Raw genomic sequence first — 22,031 nt, forward strand, 5'->3', positions numbered from 1 at the left:
GCAACATTAAATGCTTGCATAATAATGCTCAGTAATACATCAGATGACTCAGTTTAAAATTCATTTATAAATTGGTTATTGTTGAATCCAATCTCGGACCGCTGTTATGGTCTCCTGATGAACCTGCAGAAATTGTTGGTACAGTGCTTGCGGATATATTTTCGGATGGTGTTGGAAATGTCGTTCCAAAGCTTCGCATGCCTGGCGCATGCGGATGGTGCCACAATAAAGGGCACTGCTTTTTATCTTATGGGTAATTTTATGAATCTCAATGAGATCTTGCTTTTCCCAAGCCTGTGTTGTTTTTATCAAATCTTTGACATTTTCTTCAATGAATAGAGGCATTATTTTTTTGAGTGCCGTTTCTGAGCCTAGATTATTTATGCCGTGCGTCAAATCAAATAATGGATACTCATCAATTGGCAGCATGGATTCAAATTTTGTGGTGGGTAACTCGTCAGTTTGTATCGTGCTGTAATGCGCCAAAAATTCCTCCAGCATGTTGCTTCGCAAGGGTTTAGTAATTACTCGATTCATCCCTGCCTGCAAACACTCATTTTCTACATCAGCCACCGGATGGGCGGTTAAACCAATGATCGGAGTTGGGGGTTGATTATTGTTTTGTTCATGCGCACGAAATTGTTTTGCCAGGTGTATCCCCGTCGTATCAGGCAGGCCAATATCAGTTAATACCCAATCAAAAGTATGTGATTGAAATAATTCCAGCGCTTTGCTCCCTGTAGATGCAGATAAAAATTGAATACCTAATTGTTGCAAAAGGTTCTCTAACATTTTTAATGCAATCGCATTATCTTCAATCAGCAGTACACGAGGTGAGTGACCCGTATTTGCTAAAGGATTTTTTTGCATGATGATGGCGGATGGGGGCGGATCAGGTTGATTGGCAGGTTTTTCCGCAATGTGTACGGGAATGGTCAGTGTAAACGTAGTTCCTGTATGGATGGTTGAGTCCACCCGTATTTTTCCTTTTAATAATTGAGTATAGCGTTTCACTATATGCAAGCCCACACCATGACCTGAGTAAATCCCTTGATCGTTAGGCGTTGCACGATAAAAGCGTTTGAAAATCTTGTTTTTATCTTTAGGCTTAATGCCAGGCCCGGTATCTTTGACAAAAAACTCCAGGAATGTTTTTCCATGACTGTGCGACTTTGGCTTGACCCCAATCTCAACAAAACCTTTTTCCGTAAATTTAACCGCATTCCCCAATAGATTTAATAAAATCCGATGCAGTTTTACCTCATCAGTAGTGATCCATTCTGGGGTATTGATATCAATCGTGACTATTAAGTTTAAATTTTTCAATGTTATGGTGGGAAACTCGAGATCGGTGATGCTGCGAATCAAATGATGAACATTGCATACCGATTCATGAATTACATTTTCTTGTTGGCTGCCTGCAGCGATAATATCGAGTACTCCGTTAAGCAGTGCTAAGAGATGCTCTCCACTGATATTAATCATGCGTGCATGTTCTTTTTCTCGGGCATTTTGAGCTTCTTGCTCCAGAATGCTCGACATGCCAATAATCCCACTTAATGGGGTACGAATATCATGACTCATATGACGAATGAATTCATCTTTAGCCCGGTTCGCTGCTTCTGCTTTGTCTCTAGCCTTCATGAGCTCCGTTTCGATTTTTTTTAGATAAGTGATGTCGATGGTATTGCCAACTATGCCAACAATCTTTCCTGATTTATCTAATAAAGGCCTTTTAGTGGAAAGCAAAATGACTTCTTCACCAGAAGGTAAAATCGTTTTTTCTTCTCGGGACAATTCAACATTTTTTTCGACTACTTCAAGATCATTCGCTCGAAAAAGATCAGCCGTTTGTTTACTAAAAAGCTCATAATCGGTTTTACCAATCACTTCATTTTCATTGCACTCCTTGATAAATTTCATATGGTGGAGGCTTTCAATACACCGTTGATTTATTCCCGACCATACTCCCTTTAAATCTTTCCAATAAATGTCTCCCGGCAAGGCATCAAGAAGTTTTTTCAATTGAGTACATTGTGCTTCTAAATGATTAACTTTCTTTTGCAACGTATTGATTGTTTTTTCTAAATCGGCTACTAAATTCGTCGAGTTGGAGGTTTCTTTTTTTGCCATCTTTTTCCATTATTAATAATAATTTTTAAATTTAGCGTCTATTGTTCACCCAGTTCTAAAAAACACGAATTATCCTGTATTTTTAAGCTTGGTCAATCAAGTTAATTGAAATAGAAGTAACTTGTATTTTTAAGCATAGCATAGATAAATAATTCCCTTACTTTCTATTTGTTGATACTTTGGTCAGGGTGGGTGCTTTTGCGCAAATTGATGTTTGTGAGGGATAGAATTCTTATTGATTCAGCTGTTCTTAAAGTTGATGCTCTGTTTTATTTGTATTCTGTTATAATGGGCAAAGTTTAATTTTCGGTGACATTATGTTAACTCCTGATGGGCATTGTGCTAATAAAATTGAAAAAGTAATGCTGTTGGCGCTCTGGGCAAATACTTTAAGAGATGAAATTCAAACACAAGGTTTATCCGAAACAAAAAAATTAATCTTTGCCGGTCTTGGAAAACCAACCTATCCCATTAATTCACAGACTATTGCATCGTATCTTTCTTATTGGCAAAGGTTAGATGATTTAACTAAAAAATGGCGATTAGAGCCTCATGAAGTTGATGAAGATATAGCGATTGATTATGGAGATCCTCGGGGAGACTATGCACCACGAAAATTAATGGCTGATATCATGTCGCGTTGGTATGCGACAGAAATTAAAGCAGAAAACGTCTTATTTACGGTGGGTGGTATTGGTGCGCTGCGGGTGTTATTTGAAACCTTTAATACGCATTATGAGGATGTGCCAGGATATCGAATTATTACCCCTTTCCCATATTATAGTGCGTATTCAAACAATCCATCGCATTGTTTGCATCCTATCCATGTAATGGATGAGCCTGGGTATAAACTCACAGCGCAAGCAGTGGCAGAGAGTATTCAAGAGGCGTATACAGCCGCTGAAATGGACCATGGCTGGCCCAAAGCGGTATTGATTTGCAATCCATCCAATCCTTTAGGAAACATCATTGATGAAGACGAGTTAATAAAAATTGCTGATGTTTTGCGCCATTATCCTGATTTGTACATCATTTTTGATGAAGCCTATACGGAGATGAGCTTTTTAGAAATGCCCTCTTTTTTAAAAATTGCCCCGGATCTGAAAGAACGGGTAATCATTTTACGTTCAGCAACTAAAGCCCTCTCCGCAGCGGGGGAACGTATGGCAGTTCTTTTAGTATTTGAGTCCAGTTTGATGAATGAGATGCTCAATAAAAACATAAGCTATTTCATTCATGCGCCACGCTCAGCACAAGCAGCCTATGCCGAAACGATGGTTCATTTCGGGGCTGAGGAAAAAAAGAGCATTGCGACGTTCTATAAGAAAAAGGTCGATTATGTCGTTGACCGGTTAAAAGCTATGGGCGCTGCCATGCCCGATCCCTTATATCAGGTAGAAGCCACTTTTTATGTTCTTGCTGATTTTAGTGATATGTTCGGTTTGCCTTTGCCAAAGGAGGCGGCGCGAGTTCTGCAGAAAACCGGGATGGTCAAAACAGATGAGGAATTGGCTTATTATTTATTGTTCCAAGATAACTTGATGATTACCCCTTTATCTTATTTTGGCTTGTCAAAACATGACGGGTTTATGCGCATTACGTGCAGTGGTCGAGAAAATGAATTGCTCGATTTAATGAATCGATTGGAGGAAAGGTTATTTGAGTCAAGAAAAAATAAAAAAAATATGCTTCTCGAAAAAATAAACCAAAGACTTCCAGAGTTAGAAAAAATCGATACTCATATGTTTGATTTGATTGGTCACAAGTTGCAAGCAGCAACTATGGAAGAAGATACCTGTTTGAATTTAAAAGCAAAGAATCAAGCCCTAAGAAAAATTTATGATACGATAATCGATTTTTTTGAAATCATGAAACAAGAAGTTTACTAATTGAAGCGTTCAAAAGAGGCGGAACTCTGAGTATGGGAGCTCCGCTTATCGCAATCTTGGGATCTGAGTAGACGATTAATTATTAACAAATTGATTGATGGTTAGAGTTAATCGATTCACTAATTCCTCTATTTCTGCTTCGTTAATGATTAATGGGGGTAAAAGTCGTACCACCGTATCTGCCGTAACATTAAATAATATGCCATTGGCCAGTCCCAGTAACCGAGCGTCAATAGCTGGTCGGTCCAGTTCTATGCCAATCATGTAGCCTTTACCGCGAATCCCTTTCACACTTGGATGTTCACCAAGATTTTTGATTAATTTTTCCATTAACAGGGCGCTGTTTTTGGTAACCTTATCACAAATTTTATCGCGCTCTATGACTTCCAATACAGTTAAAGCGGTAGCACAAGCCAGAGGATTGCCACCAAAAGTCGAGCCATGATTCCCTGGTTTAAATAAATCATTTGCTCGTTTACTCATCAGGCATGCACCGATAGGGACACCGTTACCCAGACCTTTAGCAGTAGTAAGGACATCAGGTTGAATGTCATAGTGCATGTAGGTAAAAAGCTTTCCTGTACGGCCATTTCCAGTTTGGATTTCATCCAAAATAAGCATCCAGTCGTGTTGATCACAGAGCTTGGCCAGGGCGCGAAGGTAGCTCTCTTCCGCAGCATAAATTCCACCTTCACCTTGAATCGGTTCAAGCATCACCGCAACCACATCTTCTCTATTTGCGGCAATGGTGTGAATGGCATCCAAATCATTAAAAGGTGCGCGAATAAACCCGGGCACCAAGGGCTCAAAACCTGCTTGCACTTTACGGCTTCCAGAAGCAGTTAAAGTTGCCATGGTACGACCATGAAACGCTCTTTCCATAACAATAATCGAAGGAGTTTCTATTCCCTTTTTATGACCAAAAAGGCGAGTCAATTTAATGGCTGCTTCATTTGCTTCAGCACCGGAGTTAGCAAAAAAAGCTTGCTCCATTCCCGTCATGGTTGTCAGCTTTTCAGCAAGTAATTCTTGTTGTTTGATATGAAACGTATTGGAGGTATGAATGAGTTTAGCTGCTTGTTGCTGTATGGTTTTTGTCACATCAGGATGGGCGTGTCCTAACCCACAAACTGCTATCCCGCTTAAGGCATCAAGATAGGCCTTTCCTTGTTCGTCATACAACCAAACTCCTTCTCCGTGGGTAAAAGTTATTGGCATAGGATTGTAACTTGTAATTAGAGCCATAATATTTTCCTTAAAACTGAAGGATGTCCACTACTCAAAAATTATCTCTCCCATTTAAGAGAGAGATAGTGAGGGTCCCATTATAGCCACAACTTTCTTTGCTTGGGTATAGGTAAAGACCCCCTCAGTAAAAAAGAACGTACTTATTTTAAATTACTGGCTACAAAATCCCAATTGACTAAAGCCCAGAAAGCAGAAACATAGTCAGGACGCGCATTACGATAGTCATATAATAAGCATGCTCCCATACATCGCAAGTCAATAATGCGGTGAAACCTTCAGTCATCGGAGTGCCTGCATTACTGGTGCTGATTATTTTTAAAACGCCCGCATTATCTTGAACAAGCCAGGCCCAGCCCGAGCCAAAAGTTGTGATTGCGGTTTGGGTGAATTGCTCTTTAAATTTACTGAAAGATTCAAAATGCTTATTAATTGCTTCAGCTAACTTACCTTTAGGCTCACCACCACCATTGGGGCTAAGGCAATGCCAATAAAATGTGTGATTCCAAACTTGTGCGGCATTATTAAATATTCCGCCTTTTGATTTTTTGATGATCTCTTCCAGGTCCATCGATTCAAATTCGGTTCCAGGAATTAGTTTATTCAAATTGGTCACGTAGGCTTGATGATGTTTGCCATAATGATACTCTAGGGTTTCACTGGAAATGTGGGGTTCTAACGCATTCTTGGCATATGGTAACTCAGGCAATGTAAATGTCATCCTAATCTCCTATTATTTTATTTTGCCGGTAAGTTTAGCAGGAAGGACATGATATTCAATGAAGATTATTCATAATACTGAAAAAAGCAGTGTAGTGACGGTAACTACTGGCGCGCTGTAATAAAAGAGCCTGAGCGAGGACATTTATAAGGATTTTTTTGGTTATTATTAGATCAAATGGGGCATTAGTTGGCTTTTAGCCTAGGATCTGTTAATCTATTATGCTAAAAATTTATTGGTTGCGGGCTTAACAGGTTTTCGCGATAATGGGTGTAATTAATTTTATTATTTAAGGTGTGTGAGTGGAAACTTTAGAAAAAATTAAAAAGCAAATAGCAGATAATGCCATCCTGCTTTATATGAAAGGATCGCCAAAAATGCCACAATGCGGATTTTCTGCGCGTGCGGTACAATGCATTGAATCATGTGGTGTCGATTTCGCCTATGTAGATGTTCTTGCTAATCCTGACATTCGCCAAACATTACCACAGTATTCTGATTGGCCCACTTTCCCACAACTCTATGTGAAGGGAGAGTTAATCGGTGGTTCTGATATCATTGCCGAGCTATTCCAACAAGGTGAATTAGAAACCATGTTGCGTGATGCCATTGCGGCATAATGAGTTAATACCATAAATAATAACTATAATGATGGAGATCAGAGAATGAGTGTATTAGTGGGACGAAAAGCCCCTGATTTTACCGTAGCGGCTGTTATGCCTAACGGTGAGATTATGGATAAATTTAATTTACACGAGCACTTAAAAGGTAAGTACGGTCTCGTGTTTTTTTATCCTCTTGATTTTACTTTTGTATGTCCTTCTGAATTGATTGCTTTAGATCATCGAATCGATGAGTTCAAAAGCCGTAATGTTGAAGTGGTTGCTGTTTCTATTGACTCACACTTTACTCATAATGCATACAGAAATACTCCTATTAATAAGGGAGGCATAGGTCCTGTTCGTTTTACTATGGCTGCTGACATTACCCATAGTATTTGCCAATCTTATGGAGTTGAACATCCCGCTGCAGGTGTGGCATTCCGAGGCGCATTTATTATCGATACGAATGGCGTAGTTCGCTCACAAATCGTTAATGATTTGCCTATTGGTCGTAACATGGATGAAATTTTAAGAATCATTGATGCGGTACAGCACTTTGAAGAAAATGGTGAAGTTTGTCCTGCAGGCTGGCAAAAAGGTAAAGCAGGTATGAAGGCATCTACTGAAGGTGTTGCTGCTTATTTGGCAGAGCATTCTGAAAACCTATAATTAGAGTATCAAGAACCCCCTCTTCTCATTCAAGGAGAGGGGGTGAAGTGAGAAGGCATTCAGCACAATTAATACCCTCATCTGTCCTTATGGACATCTTCTCTTTACGGGGAGAACAGCCTTTTTTAACTGAATACCAGTTTGAACCACGTTCTCGAGAATTTGAATCGAATCATCCCTTACTGCATTTCGTTGCAGTTTCTTGCATCATTTTCCACATATTGGCCATATGACAAAATAAATCAGCAGTTTTTTCTGCGTCATAAATTGCTGAGTGCGCTTCTTGAGCATTAAATTGAATTTTGGCTGCCTGAGCTGCTTTGGCTAATACCGTTTGTCCATAAATGAATCCGCCCAATGTCGCTGTATCAAAACAAGTAAAGGCGTGGAATGGCGATTTAACACCGGTTCTTTTTATTGCTTCCTTTATAAATAACAAATCAAACCATGCATTATGGCCGACCAACACAGCGCGTTGGCATTGAGTTTTTTTTAAGCGCAGCAAAAATAGGCTGAAATAAATTTTCTAACGCAATTTTCTCATCAATAGCAAAACGCAGGGGTTGATAAGGATCAATTTGATTGAATTCCAGAGATTTTTGATCTAATTCAGCACCTGGAAAAGGCAAAATATGCTCAAAATAACTTTCCCCACGGTGAAAATTACCGTGTTCATCCATATAAATAAACACGATACACATTTCGAGTAATGCATTTTTATAGGGATCGACGCCTGCTGTTTCTACGTCAACGACTACCGGTAAAAAACCACGAAATCGTTCTTTTAGATTAAGGCAAGGCAAACTATCGTACGGGTTCATGAATACTCCATTGAATGGTTTCACCCGCAGCAATTGGGACAACTTGACTTGAGCCGAAAGGCAGATGGTTTGGTATCATCTGTGGCGATTTAACTAATTCAATGGTCTGCTCATTGGGGGGTAATTGATAGAATTCGGCACCGAAACGACTGAGAAAGTTGTTGAGTTGTTTTAACTGGTTCAGCTCCTCAAACACTTGTGCATATAAAGCAACCGCGAATGGAGCAGAATAAATTCCTGCACAGCCGCAGGCAGTCTCCTTAGCACTGACACTATGTGGAGCACTGTCTGTGCCGGCAAAAAACTTGGGATTACCACTGCATGCGGCTTTCAGTAATGCTTTTTGATCCCTTTCATGTTTCAAAATAGGTAAGCAGTAATAATGCGGTCTGACTCCGCCAACGAGCAATTTATTTCGATTGTATAATAAGTGATGTGGTGTAATCGTCGCGGCAACAGTTGCTGGTGCTTCATTCACAAATTCGACTGCAGCTTGGGTCGATATATGCTCAAAAACAATATGTAACTTGGGAAAATTCTTTACAATGGGTTTTAAATACTCATCAATGAATAAAGACTCGCGTTCAAAAATATCGCTGTGAGTTACTTCCCCATGAATTTGCAGTACCAAGTTACTATTTTGTAAGGTTTCAAAAAGGGGATAAAGATCTTTTAGGGATTTTGCACCTGCTTCAGAATTAGTTGTTGCTCCGGCTGGATAAAGTTTTGCTCCGAGAATGTAAGGAATATGCGCTGCTTGCTGTAATTCGTCGGCGCTCACCGAGTCATTGAGATAAAAAGTCATATAAGGTTCAAAATTCGTGCCTTTAGGAATGGCAGTTAGAATTCTGTTTCTATATGCGTTAATGGAAGATAAAGTAGTAAGAGCCGGTTTAAGATTCGGCATAATTAACGCACGAGCAAAGTGTTGTGCACTATCTGCGACAGTATGTTGTAGCATCTCATTATCCCTTAGATGGACATGCCAATCATCAGGACGATTAATTATTAATGTTTGCATAGTAAAGATTCCTGCGTTCTTGCCGATAACTAAGGATAACATGAAATAAGCGGCAGGAATGAATAAAAGATGGCATTTGTGGATCACAAAGGACAATTTCTAACATGTGTTGCGTTGAGCGCCATGCTTAATATAAGTACAGCTTACCCAATGACACAAGTTCATTTTGCAAATCCCCTAGGGGCAAAGGGATGGCGCGTAAGCCGTAATCCACTTCGATGCGGCCTATCTCTTACCATTCCAAATTATGGGATCGCGTATTTTGAACAATATGCAACAAAATCACCCCATTTTATCTTACGTACTTGGGATGAAGTCCAGCGCTATTTACCCGCTAAACTGATTATAAAATCACCTATGTGGAAGCCAGAGGGGCCTATCGCTTTAGCGGGGCAATTAATGGTTAAACCGGGCGAATACGGTATTTATCTGCGACGGGACTCAACTTTAAAGTTACTGACCTTTTTATTAAAGGGTTATGAACCCAATTTCATTTACCGTGCCGAAACAGGATTTAGTACCACAGTTGCCTTATCCCCTATTGGATTTCAGAAACCTTATTCCCGATATCAAGAATGTATTGGAAATCTATTGCCGTTTGATTACCAACAAATAAGAGAAAGTGTGTTCCATTATAATGAAGATGATAGAGAGTTAACGGATGCCTATAAAGATCAATTGCGTCGCATTGCCCGCTATGTGGATGCAGACCCTCAAATACAAGAAATAAGAGTAGTGGGTTATGCTGATGCGAATGGTCGTAAGGGTTATAACAATGCAATATCTGAAGACAGGGCACGGGTCGTTAAAAAGTATTTATTGCAACTGGGTGTTCCTAAAGAAAAGCTCCATGTGACTTGGGTTGGTGAGCTTTATCCTATCGCTAGAAATGATACGGATGCGGGCCGAGCAGCAAACCGAAGAGTCGAGATCACGCTCATCAAGAAATAGATGTGAAAAATTATATTTAAACCATTTATAAGTCATTTAATTAAAATAATGGTTGCAAGTTATAATTTATTCTCTATATTACTATCCTTAGCATTTCATTTTAAGTGCAAATTTTATTGGTCATGGCTACAGAGGATTACTGTCAGCATGACGATCTAAAGAATTGCCATGCTGCTCAAAAAAAATATCCAATGGGCAAAAAAGACATATCTCATTGAAAAATATTAATTTTTTTTAGTAAATCTTCTTGACTTATTTCATTCCACTGCTAATACTCACACTGTTGCATGCATCGACCTGAAGCGACGAAGGCATGCTAATGACAACTCCTAGTAGAGAGTTATCAATAGAAATAGGAAACAATAATAATTTATGCGGAGACATAAGCATGTTAAGTTTAAAGAAAACAACTTTGGCTATATTAGCTTTGGGCAGCAGTTCACTATTTGCTGGTACCATGGGGCCAGTTTGTACCCCAGGTAACGTTACAGTTCCATGCCCAAGTACTGGATGGGACGTTGGTGGGCAAGCTCTTGTTTTACAAGTAATGACTGATAACAACATTTCTTTAGATTTGGATGTTACCCCAACTGGTGCTTCTCTTGATACTGATTTGTCTGCACAATGGGACTGGGGCTTCCAAATTGAAGGTTCTTACCACTTCAACACTGGTAATGACATTACTTTAACTTGGTATCATTTAGATACTGGTTGGAATAACCACGAGTTTAACCCAGCATTTGACCCTGATTTATTAATTGGTTTTGGTCACAAAAACAGATGGGATGCGGTTAACGGTGAAATGGGTCAATTCGTTGACTTCAGCGCTAACAAGAAAATCCGTTTCCATGGTGGTTTCCAATTCGCTAGCATTAAGAGAAGCGTTCATGCATTTGCTTTTGAAGCTCCTGAAGCTGTCGAAGGTGAAGCAGGCGTTGATGTAGGCTTCGAAGGTAGCACTCAATACAACGGTTTTGGTCCACGTACTGGTATCGACATGAACTACGTATTCGGTAACGGTTTTGGTATTTATGCTAAAGCAGCTACTGCAATATTAGTTGGTACAGCGAAGCACGGATTTGATTTTGATACTTTCGATCCTGCTACTGGTGCTGAAGTGTTTGATTTCGATGTTAGCGGAAACAGAACTGCGATTGTTCCAGAATTAGAAGCTAAGTTAGGTGCTAGCTATGACTATGCAATGGCACAAGGCGACCTGATTCTTGACGCTGGTTACATGTGGTTTAACTACTTCCATGCGTTAAATGCGACCGTTCTGCCTGTAACTGCTACTGATTTTGGCGCCGCTGGTCCTTATTTCGGTCTGAAGTATATAGGAAACGTTTAATTCGCTATCATTTTAATAAATTTAATCAATACTGTTGACTTTATGAAAGTCCGGTTAGATAATTGAGCAAGGTACGCTCTCGGTATAGAGCGAATATGCGTACCGTTGCTCAATATTAAAATTGGTAACGAACGGAAATAATAATAAAAAGTGGAGATAAGCATGTTAAATTTGAAAAAAACAGCGTTAGCTGTTCTTGCTTTAGGTAGCAGTGCAGTATTCGCTGGTACCATGGGCCCAGTTTGCACCCCAGGTAATGTTACTGTTCCTTGCCCAAGCAGTGCATGGGATATCGGTGGACAAGCTCTTGTTTTACAAGTAATGACTGATAACAACATTTCTTTAGATTTGGATGTTACCCCAACTGGTGCTTCTCTTGATACTGATTTGTCTGCACAATGGGACTGGGGCTTCCAAATTGAAGGTTCTTACCACTTCAACACTGGTAATGACATTACTTTAACTTGGTATCATTTAGATACTGGTTGGAATAACCACGAGTTTAACCCAGCATTTGACCCTGATTTATTAATTGGTTTTGGTCACAAAAACAGATGGGATGCGGTTAACGGTGAAATGGGTCAATTCGTTGACTTCAGCGCTAACAAGAAAATCCGTTTCCATGGTGGTTTCCAATTCGCTAGCATTAAGAGAAGCGTTCATGCATTTGCTTTTGAAGCTCCTGAAGCTGTCGAAGGTGAAGCAGGCGTTGATGTAGGCTTCGAAGGTAGCACTCAATACAACGGTTTTGGTCCACGTACTGGTATCGACATGAACTACGTATTCGGTAACGGTTTTGGTATTTATGCTAAAGCAGCTACTGCAATATTAGTTGGTACAGCGAAGCACGGATTTGATTTTGATACTTTCGATCCTGCTACTGGTGCTGAAGTGTTTGATTTCGATGTTAGCGGAAACAGAACTGCGATTGTTCCAGAATTAGAAGCTAAATTAGGTGCTAACTACACTTATGCTATGGCACAAGGTGATTTAACTCTGGATGCTGGTTACATGTGGTTCAACTACTTCCATGCATTGAATGCAACCGTATTGCCAGTTACTGCAACTGACTTCGGTGCTGCTGGTCCTTACTTCGGTCTGAAGTATGTTGGAAATGTTTAATTTCTTAATTGATTAAGATCTTATGAAAGCCCGTCATTAATGATGGGCTTTTTTTTTCTAATGGAGTATTCATGTTTAAGAAAGCAACTATATCTGTGTTAGGATTGGTAGCAAGCGTAGCTACTGCAGGCAGCATGGGTCCAGCATGCACCCCAAGTAATGTTACCGTTCCATGTATCACAAATCTCTGGGACTTTGGTGCACAAGCGCTATATTTAAGATCAATTTATGGTCCTGCCAAAGCCGTAGAATTGGGGGCATTGCCTGAAAATAAAGAAATTAATAGTGATTGGAATTGGGGCTATCGTTTAGAAGGTTCTTATCATTTTAACACTGGAAATGATATCACAATTAACTGGATGCATTTTAGTACATCCATTGATCCAACAGAATTTTTAGGTGTTCTTACTATCCCTGCAATAGGCTTACCGGCAATTCCGGCTCCTTTTGATTTAATTAGTCGTAATAGAATAGACCAAGTTAACGTGGTTATGGGGCAGTACACCGATCTCAGCATGAGAGATAAGATGCGGTTCTATGGGGGTTTACAATATGCGAATATTGAATCAACTTCTAAAAACTACTACATAACCGAGGAAATTCCATTTATTGGAAGTAACCCATTTACCAAATTCGACAATACTGATTACAAAGGTATCGGACCAGTTGTCGGAATTGATTACTCCTATTATATTACGAATTCACTCAGTCTAACCGCAAACGGAGCAGGCTCCATCCTCATTGGAACAAATAAGTATCATGCGGGTTTTGTCGTATCACCGACTGAGGCTATTGTAGAACAAGTATTTTTCCGTAAAAAAGGCGTAGTTCCAAGCCTGGAAGCAAAACTTGGGGTGAATTATGCACATAACACACCAATAGGCGTGGCAAATATTCAAGCCGGCTATCAAGTAGTCAATTACTTTAACGTGTTGCAAGAACAATTATTCCCCAACTTAGTTGGTCCTGTTCGTCCAGTTGATTATGGAGTTTTTGGTCCCTATTTTGGTCTGAAGTTAATTGGTAATGCCTAAAATAGCGACAATTCCCTAATTCAAGACAATCATTCAATTGAAACCCATACATACGCTATGGGTTTTTTTTATACAAATCATTAAGTTGCAAAATTTAGGCAAATTTGTGAAAAATAAGCTAGCCACTCCTTGTTTACCAAGATATAATTTTCTGCCCTATCCGATGTGGAAGTAAAAATAATGAACAGGAGTACCGCATGCAGTATAAAAAAATCATATTGGCTCTAGTCTGTTTATCATCGCCACTCTATGCGGAACATGATCAACAGTTGCAGCGTCAAATTGCTCGTTTGCAAAAACAAGCAGAACAACTTCAAACTCAATTAAATACCTTACAAAAGGAACTTGTTTCAAATAAACGGACCCATTCAACTCATACGAATAAAAAGGCAAAGAAACAAGAACCAGCTTCTCCTAAAAAGCATGGAAAAAAACATGAGCATCATAATGCTCATCAAGATAAAATGATTAAATATCATTCATCAACCTTATCAGTACACACTCCTGTAGAACATCCAGAGTCAATAGGATTTTACCCAACTGCTTTAGTTGCGGACAATCGTGTTGTCACCTACATTGCAGGAACGCCCGTAGTCGCGTCGCCGTATTTAGGGGATAGACCTGCGTTTGATGGCTCTGACTATATTGTAAATATTTCGAGTATCAACCGCGACATTCGCTTGATGCAACAACGTCGAAGATTATATAGAGCATATCAAACCATGGGATATCCAATCCCCGAAAGACCAATCATTGCGCTCAGTGGTAAAGCTGAACCTGTAGGCATGATCAACAGTAATTATGTTGGAGGTACTAATGTTGATTTAACTCTAGGGTCAAGTGAGTTAGATGTTGCGGCGGCATTAAACCAAAATGTTGAGGCTTATATTGCGATAGCTTATGATGCTAGTCCACCAGAGGTTGGCCCAAGAATTAATAATTCAGCATTTAACTTAAATATGGGCTTTGTGAATATTGGTAATCTGGATAGAACTCCATTTTATTTTACCGCTGGGCAATTGTATGTCCCCTTTGGGCGTTATTCCAGCTCGATGATCAGCTCGCCATTAACTTTGGATATGGCACGCACGAAAACAAGACCATTTATTCTCGGTTATAAATCACAAGAGGATACAGGGCCATTTGTCGCGACTTACATCTATCGAAGCGACACCACGACAGGAAGGGCAGGTGTAGGTGGGGTGAATGCGGGATATACCTATGCATTTAACGAAATTCATGGTGAGGTGGGCGCAAGCTACATCAGTTCGATTAATGATGCAGCTGGAATGCAAAATACCGCCGCCAACCCAGGAACTTTCGGTGGTTTTGGCTCCTTGCTTAATGGAAATGAAGCAGTACGTAAAACCCAAGCAGTTGATGTGTACGGCAACTTAGCATTTGACCGCTTTAACTTTGCAGCTGAATGGGTTGGTGCAGTCGAGGCATTCAGGGCCCAAGATTTAAGCTTTAATGGTCGAGGTGCGCAACCGCAGGCATTGCAAACTGAAATTGATATGACATTTAGAGCGTTTCACAGACCCTCTTCCATAGGGGTTGGTTATCAATGGACTAAAGACGCACTGGCTTTAAATCTCCCGGAACAACGTTTTATCGGAGTATTTAATATTTCTATTTGGAAAGATACTGTCGAAAGCATCGAATACCGACATGAAATAGATTATGGGAAAAATCAATTTGCTAATGGTGCAGCACCTCCAGGACTTGTAAATGCACCTACACTAGGAACAGGCGGCACGGCAGATACTGTTTCGGCTCAGATTGGAGTTTATTTCTAAAAAATCTATCCACCTAAAAAGGGTAAGCAATACTGTAGGTTGGGCCTTGGCCCAACAAAAAATCCTTAGCGAATTTGTGTTAAAAGATTTTGGACAAAGCCCAACCTACTGATACACGCTACAATATTTCATCACAAGAAATCTTAGGACAGTCGAGTTGCGCGCAAGGTTCGCCGCAATAAAGAATACAAACTGTGCTATCTTTTATCATATACGGGGTATTTCATAAAGGAAAGGAGCATGTGTAAATCGTACAACATGCCAAGGTCCAAACGCTCACCTTCTGGTATCATGGTCTTCATATTTCAGCTCGGTTTGTTAGCTATTTTATTCATCTATTCCTCTGCGTACGCATCAAAAGTTATTGAACTCAATATCAAAGGGCCAATTGGTCCAGCCACCGTAGACTATGTGGTGCGTACTATTGATACAGCACAACAAGCAGATTTAATCCTGATCACTCTTGATACTCCCGGCGGGCTTGATGAAGCAATGCGGTCGATAATTCAAAAATTTTTATCATCCAAGATTCCTATTGTAACTTATGTGAGTCCAAATGGTGCGCGTGCGGCGAGTGCAGGAACCTATTTGCTTTATGCCAGCACTTTGGCCGCTATGGCACCAGGAACACAATTGGGAGCAGCAAGCCCAGTCAATATAGACGCTACTGGTTTTAGCAGTGAGACGTCCAATAAGCAAACAACCATGGATAAAAAAATGACTAATGATGCTGTGGCAACAATACGCTCATTGGCCCAACTTAGAGGGCGAAATCCAGACTTTGCCCAAAACGCGGTTAAGAATGCGGAGACATTAACTGCTACTGAAGCTTTAAAAGAAGGGGTCATTAACTTCATTGCAACGGATGAACAAGACTTACTGACGCAGTTAAATGGTGTATCAGTAATGCAAAACAATCAAACCATCAAGCTCAATACCAGCAATCCACAGATTCAGCGAATTGAGCCTGATTGGCGTACCCGATTTTTATCGATCATTACTGATCCGACTGTGGCATATTTGCTGTTGTTACTCGGGATATATGGTATTTTTTTTGAACTGGTTAATCCAGGACATTTATTACCCGGCGTAATTGGTGTGATATCAATGTGTATTGCACTTTATGCATTCCAACTGTTACCGATTAATTATGCGGGTTTTTTTCTTATTGTATTAGGAATAGGGTTTATCATCGCGGAAGCATTCATTCCGGCGTACGGATCTTTAGGGGGCGGCGGGACAATTGCATTTATTATCGGTTCTATCATGTTACTGGATACCAATAATGCGTGGTACCACATCGCTTGGTCGGCAATAGCGGCTATGGTGTTAGTGAATATCCTGCTTTTTGTGATTTTGCTCGGTATGGCAATAAAAGCAAGACAGCAAAGTGTAAAACATGGTGTAGGTGTATTGATAGGAGCTAAGGGACGCACACTTGGCGACATTAATCTGGAAGGACAAGCAATAATTCATGGAGAAATTTGGAGCGTTCGTTCAAAAAAATTTATTGCTGGCAACCAATCAATAAAAGTCATTGCAACTTCGGGTCTTGTATTGGAAATCGAAGAAGATGCAGCGAATCAAGGAGGGTAAAAATGGGACCTTTTTTAACGGTAGTCTTAGTGCTGATCCTGCTGCTTTTAATATCAGCAGTCAAAGTATTTAGAGAATATGAACGAGGTGTCGTGTTTATGCTAGGTCGCTTTTGGCGCGTTAAAGGACCTGGTTTAGTCCTTATTATTCCGGTAATCCAACAAGTAGTACGAGTTGACTTACGGACCATTGTCATGGATGTTCCGAGCCAAGACGTAATATCCAAAGATAACGTTTCTGTCAGGGTTAACGCCGTCTTATACTTTCGCGTAGTGGCACCAGAAAATGCAATTATCCAGGTAGAAAATTATTATGAAGCAACCAGTCAATTGGCACAAACGACACTCCGGTCCGTACTGGGGCAACATGAACTGGATGAAATGCTTTCCGAGCGCGAACAATTAAATAGTGACGTGCAAAAAATATTGGATGCCCAAACAGACAACTGGGGTATTAAGGTGTCTAATGTTGAAATTAAGCGCGTTGATTTGGATGAAAGTATGATCCGTGCAATTGCCAGACAGGCGGAAGCAGAACGTGAGCGACGTGCTAAAGTGATTCATGCTGAAGGAGAGTTGCAAGCCTCAGCAAAATTATTGGAAGCGTCGCAAGTATTGGCCAAGCAACCGCAAGCGATGCAGTTACGTTATTTGCAGACATTAGCCGCTATAGCCAGCAATAACAACTCAACAATTGTGTTCCCAATGCCGATGGAGCTGGGTGATATTTTGTCCAATATGGCATCAAGAAAACCATAACTTAAATTAGGACTATGGCTTGGGTGATCGCAAAGTCATGCCTGAGTTTAGCGGCGCTTCACCCAGCAACCACCTTACAGGCCTCGAATGCAGTATATTTTTGGGGGAGATTAATAAACTCGTCGCGGTTTTAATTTAAAGGCAATCAGAGTCAGAATACTGATTGTTGGGAGTAGAATTATGTATGAAAGTATTTCAATTATTTTAAATAAAGACTTTTTTTTCCCTTCTGCTAGGGCATAACGGCGACTAAATTTTTCAAATAAAGGCCAATCGCAAATTCTAAAACCATTCGGTGATTTGTACCCCATAAAAAAGTAACCGGTAAAATATCCGTAAAACTGAAAGAATTTTCGAGGGTAAAAAATATAGGTGGCCGCAGCGGAGGCCTCAAGATAGGTCGTGTAATGCCAACAATTTTTAGGCATAAATAGCATATCTCCTCGTTCGAGCGTGATGTTATACCCTTCTGCCTGGTTTAATCGCGGAAATTGTTTCGATAATAAATCCCATGGCTGGCCAAATTCCAACAAACTGTCACCAACGTAAGGAAGTTTATAAATAAAGTGGCTTTGATCTTGAGTGAATAATAACACTTGTTTTTTGCCACTTAAGCATAGATGAAGATTACAACAATGTTCCCTATCAAAGTGTATTTCAGTATGTGCCCCCCTGCCGCCAAAAAAATAAACAACTTTTAGCTTCTTATTGAAGTATCTTGGCCGAAGTGGAATTTTTTGCCAAAGAGGTACATGTCGTTCTATCGCTTTAGAGTGCAGCGGAAATGTCTGGCCAAAAATTCGATACGGCATATTCTTTTTAATTTCCGACATGACCGTAGTATAATCGCCGCTATTATAGGATTTCCAACTATCATTTTCATAAGTATCATAGGTTATTATACCTTCAAGAAGGTTTTCAAAATAATCAATAGAAAACTTGTCGGTAAAATTTTTTATTTTTATTAAAATAGGTTCTTTTGAGCGATAAATGAGATGCTTAATGTATTCTTCATGACCATATTCGTACTCCACTTCTTGTATTTTTTTTATTTTCATCGCTTAACCTTTTGAATAAGATAATAAAAATAATACTTTTTACCCCAGAATTTTTCTTTGCGGGCGTATTTTGCAACGTAATTAAGCGCAGGATTTTTAAATCTGATTTTCCACCATGGAAGAAATATTAATCCACAGACCGCAGCAATAGTTGGAAGTTCGGACATAAATTTACCCATGTCATCCCCAACAATAGACAAGGCTTGCCTATAAAATCCTTCTTCATTGACAATGAGACGTTGATAAAGAGAGGCTTGTACTTGCTTGGTAATATTGGTTTTTTGAATTATTTTTAATTTGCCGCTGTTTTTAATAAATCGTTCTAATTTGTTGGATTGATCTTTAATTTTAAAATAATGATCTGCATAACAAAAAAAACCACCTAAAGACAAGACGCGTTCAACTTCAGAAAAAAAGTCGTCAATTCGAGGATAAAGATGAGAGCTTTCAAGATTGGTAACAATATCAAAGCATTCATTTCCTAAAGGCAGATTTTCCGCATCGGACTGAATATAGTTCACTTTATCTTGCTCATAAAAATGTCGATTGGAATTGATTACCAATCGGTTAACCAAATCGACACCTAATGCATAGTTAGTTTTTAATAATTGAGAACTTGCTTTAAGACCAAGACCATTACCACTCCCTATCTCAAGCAATCTTTTATTAAAAAATTGAGCTTTTATTAATGGCCTAATCAGGGTATAAAGAAGCAGTTGTGAATAAATATCTTGTACTTCAGATATTTTAGAAAAATCAAAATTTAGTTCTTTATATTCGTCATGGATTTGTTTGTCCCATAAACCTAAGTTCAAAAATACTTTATTATGATGTAATTGACCAAAAGTGTTATAACTGTCTTGAATCAGTTTTTTAATTAATTTAATTTCTGAGAGATCGAGGTAATGATGTCTCATTACGAAGCCAATTTGCCTGGCCGCATGGCTATAACTAGGGGTTTCTTCATCCATTTGTATCCAGTAATTATTTAACTTATATATCAAGTATAAACGATTTTATTGAAGAGAAAGTATTCAATAGAAAGTCATGAATCTTTTGGGGCAATATAAATACAATCTTTCGTTTATTCTGCTTTTATGATAGAACACTCATTTTGAAGCATTTAAGAGGTTTTTACTGTGTCGATCAAATCAGATAGATGGATAGAAAAAAATGGCGCTTGAGCATGGAATGATATCTCCATTTCAGCCCGGACAAGTGCGTGAAAATGAAAATGGAAGAATTATTTCCTACGGTGTGTCCAGCTATGGATACGATGTTCGTTGTGCTAATGAATTTAAAATTTTTACCAATATTAATTCTGCTATTGTGGATCCTAAAGCGTTTGATGAAAACAGCTTTGTGGATGTGCAATCGGATGTATGCATCATTCCGCCTAACTCGTTCGCCTTGGCGAGAACGGTAGAGTATTTTCGAATACCACGTAATGTCTTAACCATTTGCCTGGGCAAATCTACGTATGCGCGTTGTGGAATTATCGTTAATGTGACTCCTTTAGAGCCGGAATGGGAGGGGCATGTCACTTTGGAATTTTCGAATACTACTACATTGCCTGCCAAGATTTATGCCCATGAAGGCGTAGCACAAATGTTATTTTTAGAGGCCACAGAAGTGTGTGCTGTTTCATATCGCGATCGTGGCGGCAAATACCAAGGACAAACGGGCGTTACTCTACCACGGACTTAAGGATATGTTATTCTGAGGATAGGCAGTAACTCCAGTATGGAACATGAGTAAGATGAAGATGCTCAAATCAGGAGAGCCTTCATCCTAAACGCCTCAGGATGATGATGACTGGTGTCGCCCCGCAAAACCCGGGTAAGGTCTGCGTCCTTCCCCGGGGCTGCACTTGGAGGCCATAGCGAGCAAGAAACAAATTCACCTATTCTTCATCAGGTAATTTATATTTATCACGTGATGCATCAACGCGCTCGCGTAATTCTTTTCCTGGTTTAAAGTGCGGACTGTATTTCGCTTTAGTCACAACTTTTTCACCTGTTTTCGGATTATGGGCATTGCGTGGAGGTCTATAATGGAGAGAAAAGCTGCCAAAACCCCGAATTTCTATTCTTTGATTTTTAATGAGTGCTTCACTCATTAATTCCAATATCTTATTTATACCATCAGCAACTTGCTTTTCAGTAAGATGCGTCATTCGAGCAGCGATTTGTTCAATGAGTTCCGATTTGATCATACCCACCTCGTGTTGTCGCGTGTTTCAAAGTCTGCTACCAATACAGATTAGGCGCTGACAATGGTCCCTTGTTTTATTAGTATAGACCGGGAAAAAAATTATTCAATATTTTCAACACAGTTAGTCGCAGTAGTTTTTCTAGAGTGAATGTAGGCAAAAACAACCCCCCAACTCATTTCAACTTTAGTACGTTTTATCAACGTAAAATGGGTAGAGGATAATGCCTTGCTGGTGGTAATGATCGTTTTAAGATGCGATAAATGATCGAGCTTAGCGCAGATCTTTTCCCATAGAGGTCCAAAAAAAGCAGTAGAATTTATAAAAACAAGCGTTGCATCGTTTAAATTCATGTCAAGAAAATCACCTAAAATAAATTTAATCTTTTTTGCCTGCATTGCATAATTTGCTATGTGTGCTAATTCTTCGGCTCGTTTGCATGCTACAGAATAGAGTTCGGGAAACAATTCAATCCCTACACTTTTGCATACAGGGAAGACCATGCTACAAGCCAGTACTGCTTTACCTGTTCCTGAGCCTAGATCATAGAATACAGTAGTTTCATCGGGGTTAGTTAAGGATAAAAGAGCGATGAATGATGAAAATTCGATTTCTCCATATGCATATTCCATTGCATCGTTTGCTTGACGGGCATTTTGTGACAGCATGAACCCATTGACATTTGTGTAGAGTTGGTGGAACACTTGAGCGTGTCTTTGTATATTTAATGATTTTTGCCAGCGAATTACATGGAATTGCCTTCTTCGGAGCCGCACATGAATGAGCAGGGTAAAAAGGACAAGAAGTAAGCAAAAAAAATAGGGTATCCAGTGGTTCAAAATAATCCTTTAATTATGTGCCATTCCAAATTAGGAATTGTTAATACACCTGGTTTATTTCGTTTTATAATGCATTTCCTATGGAAGTACGCCGCTTTGATAGAAAAAGATTATAAAGGATGTACGGAACTTTCCTTAATGTAGTTTGCCGAAATTTCATATAAACGCAAAGTATAAAAAATATTAATCACTGTCTTATTACTGTGTAATCGA

General features: G+C 39.5%; 17 protein-coding genes and 3 pseudogenes. 11 read left to right on the forward strand and 9 right to left on the reverse strand.

The window, feature by feature from the left end:
- Positions 1 to 75: 75 nt before the first annotated feature.
- Positions 76 to 2,133, reverse strand: a complete 2,058-nt coding sequence (locus tag EL022_RS03440; protein WP_028381405.1) for a PAS domain-containing hybrid sensor histidine kinase/response regulator — start codon at positions 2,131 to 2,133, stop codon at positions 76 to 78.
- 317 nt (positions 2,134 to 2,450) lie between these two features.
- Between EL022_RS03440 and EL022_RS03445 the strand changes: the two genes are divergently transcribed.
- A complete protein-coding gene (locus EL022_RS03445) occupies positions 2,451 to 4,022 on the forward strand; it encodes a pyridoxal phosphate-dependent aminotransferase (protein ID WP_028381404.1) in 1,572 nt (523 codons plus the stop codon).
- A gap of 75 nt (positions 4,023 to 4,097) precedes the next feature.
- Here the strand turns inward: EL022_RS03445 and EL022_RS03450 are convergent, their stop codons facing one another.
- Together EL022_RS03450 and sodB are read right to left on the reverse strand one after the other, a co-directional pair.
- Positions 4,098 to 5,267 (reverse strand): aspartate aminotransferase family protein, encoded by a 1,170-nt coding sequence (locus EL022_RS03450; RefSeq protein ID WP_028381403.1) that lies wholly within the window; start codon positions 5,265 to 5,267, stop codon positions 4,098 to 4,100.
- A 143-nt stretch (positions 5,268 to 5,410) separates the two neighbouring features.
- Positions 5,411 to 5,988 (reverse strand): annotated as a pseudogene (gene sodB / locus EL022_RS03455) (superoxide dismutase [Fe]).
- A gap of 302 nt (positions 5,989 to 6,290) precedes the next feature.
- On the opposite strand from sodB, the gene grxD reads away from it, so the two are divergent.
- Both grxD and EL022_RS03465 read left to right on the forward strand, forming a co-directional pair.
- Positions 6,291 to 6,608 (forward strand): Grx4 family monothiol glutaredoxin, encoded by a 318-nt coding sequence (grxD, locus tag EL022_RS03460; RefSeq protein WP_028381401.1) that lies wholly within the window; start codon positions 6,291 to 6,293, stop codon positions 6,606 to 6,608.
- A gap of 45 nt (positions 6,609 to 6,653) precedes the next feature.
- Complete coding sequence (locus EL022_RS03465; protein ID WP_028381400.1) at positions 6,654 to 7,259, forward strand: peroxiredoxin; 606 nt, start codon at positions 6,654 to 6,656, stop codon at positions 7,257 to 7,259.
- A 172-nt stretch (positions 7,260 to 7,431) separates the two neighbouring features.
- On the opposite strand, the pseudogene rnt reads toward EL022_RS03465, so the two are convergent.
- Positions 7,432 to 8,080, reverse strand: a pseudogene (rnt, locus tag EL022_RS03470) (ribonuclease T).
- A complete protein-coding gene (gene pyrC / locus EL022_RS03475; protein WP_028381398.1) occupies positions 8,064 to 9,101 on the reverse strand; it encodes a dihydroorotase in 1,038 nt (345 codons plus the stop codon). Before pyrC ends, rnt begins: the two are co-directional and overlap by 17 nt.
- Before the next feature lie 69 nt (positions 9,102 to 9,170).
- Between pyrC and EL022_RS03480 the strand changes: the two genes are divergently transcribed.
- The 7 genes from EL022_RS03480 to EL022_RS03510 all read left to right on the forward strand — a co-directional run bounded on the left by EL022_RS03480 (position 9,171) and on the right by EL022_RS03510 (position 17,709).
- Positions 9,171 to 10,052: a flagellar protein MotY gene (locus EL022_RS03480; protein ID WP_035900968.1), complete on the forward strand. Its 882-nt coding sequence runs from the start codon at positions 9,171 to 9,173 to the stop codon at positions 10,050 to 10,052.
- Positions 10,053 to 10,440: 388 nt separating this feature from the next.
- The gene (locus EL022_RS03485) at positions 10,441 to 11,400 is read left to right on the forward strand and encodes an Lpg1974 family pore-forming outer membrane protein (RefSeq protein WP_126325255.1); all 960 of its coding nucleotides are present in this window, start codon (positions 10,441 to 10,443) and stop codon (positions 11,398 to 11,400) included.
- Between the two features lie 162 nt (positions 11,401 to 11,562).
- Positions 11,563 to 12,522 (forward strand): Lpg1974 family pore-forming outer membrane protein, encoded by a 960-nt coding sequence (locus EL022_RS03490; protein ID WP_126325083.1) that lies wholly within the window; start codon positions 11,563 to 11,565, stop codon positions 12,520 to 12,522.
- Positions 12,523 to 12,593: 71 nt separating this feature from the next.
- The gene (locus EL022_RS03495; protein WP_028382376.1) at positions 12,594 to 13,556 is read left to right on the forward strand and encodes an Lpg1974 family pore-forming outer membrane protein; all 963 of its coding nucleotides are present in this window, start codon (positions 12,594 to 12,596) and stop codon (positions 13,554 to 13,556) included.
- A gap of 197 nt (positions 13,557 to 13,753) precedes the next feature.
- Positions 13,754 to 15,355, forward strand: a complete 1,602-nt coding sequence (locus EL022_RS03500) for an LbtU family siderophore porin (protein WP_028382377.1) — start codon at positions 13,754 to 13,756, stop codon at positions 15,353 to 15,355.
- A 291-nt stretch (positions 15,356 to 15,646) separates the two neighbouring features.
- Positions 15,647 to 16,951 carry an NfeD family protein gene (locus EL022_RS03505; RefSeq protein ID WP_241972271.1) on the forward strand — a complete coding sequence of 435 codons (1,305 nt, stop codon included), beginning with the start codon at positions 15,647 to 15,649 and terminating at the stop codon, positions 16,949 to 16,951.
- A 2-nt stretch (positions 16,952 to 16,953) separates the two neighbouring features.
- Positions 16,954 to 17,709, forward strand: a complete 756-nt coding sequence (locus tag EL022_RS03510) for a slipin family protein (protein ID WP_028382379.1) — start codon at positions 16,954 to 16,956, stop codon at positions 17,707 to 17,709.
- Between the two features lie 110 nt (positions 17,710 to 17,819).
- Here EL022_RS03510 and EL022_RS03515 read toward each other — a convergent pair whose 3' ends face one another.
- Together EL022_RS03515 and EL022_RS03520 are read right to left on the reverse strand one after the other, a co-directional pair.
- Positions 17,820 to 18,767: a cupin-like domain-containing protein gene (locus EL022_RS03515; RefSeq protein WP_028382380.1), complete on the reverse strand. Its 948-nt coding sequence runs from the start codon at positions 18,765 to 18,767 to the stop codon at positions 17,820 to 17,822.
- Entirely contained in the window at positions 18,764 to 19,738 is a 975-nt protein-coding gene (locus EL022_RS03520) for a class I SAM-dependent methyltransferase (RefSeq protein ID WP_028382381.1), read from the reverse strand. The genes EL022_RS03515 and EL022_RS03520 overlap by 4 nt, the downstream gene beginning before the upstream one ends.
- 168 nt (positions 19,739 to 19,906) lie before the next feature.
- Between EL022_RS03520 and dcd the strand changes: the two are divergent.
- Positions 19,907 to 20,474, forward strand: a pseudogene (gene dcd, locus EL022_RS03525) (dCTP deaminase).
- A 196-nt stretch (positions 20,475 to 20,670) separates the two neighbouring features.
- Here the strand turns inward: dcd and EL022_RS03530 are convergent.
- Together EL022_RS03530 and EL022_RS03535 are read right to left on the reverse strand one after the other, a co-directional pair.
- On the reverse strand, positions 20,671 to 20,982 hold the full coding sequence (locus EL022_RS03530; protein ID WP_028382383.1) for an integration host factor subunit beta: 312 nt from the start codon (positions 20,980 to 20,982) through the stop codon (positions 20,671 to 20,673).
- A 98-nt stretch (positions 20,983 to 21,080) separates the two neighbouring features.
- Positions 21,081 to 21,818, reverse strand: a complete 738-nt coding sequence (locus tag EL022_RS03535) for a methyltransferase (protein ID WP_028382384.1) — start codon at positions 21,816 to 21,818, stop codon at positions 21,081 to 21,083.
- Positions 21,819 to 22,031 lie beyond the last annotated feature (213 nt).

This window comes from Legionella cherrii (assembly GCF_900635815.1).
GTDB classification, from domain to species: Bacteria; Pseudomonadota; Gammaproteobacteria; order Legionellales; family Legionellaceae; genus Legionella; species Legionella cherrii.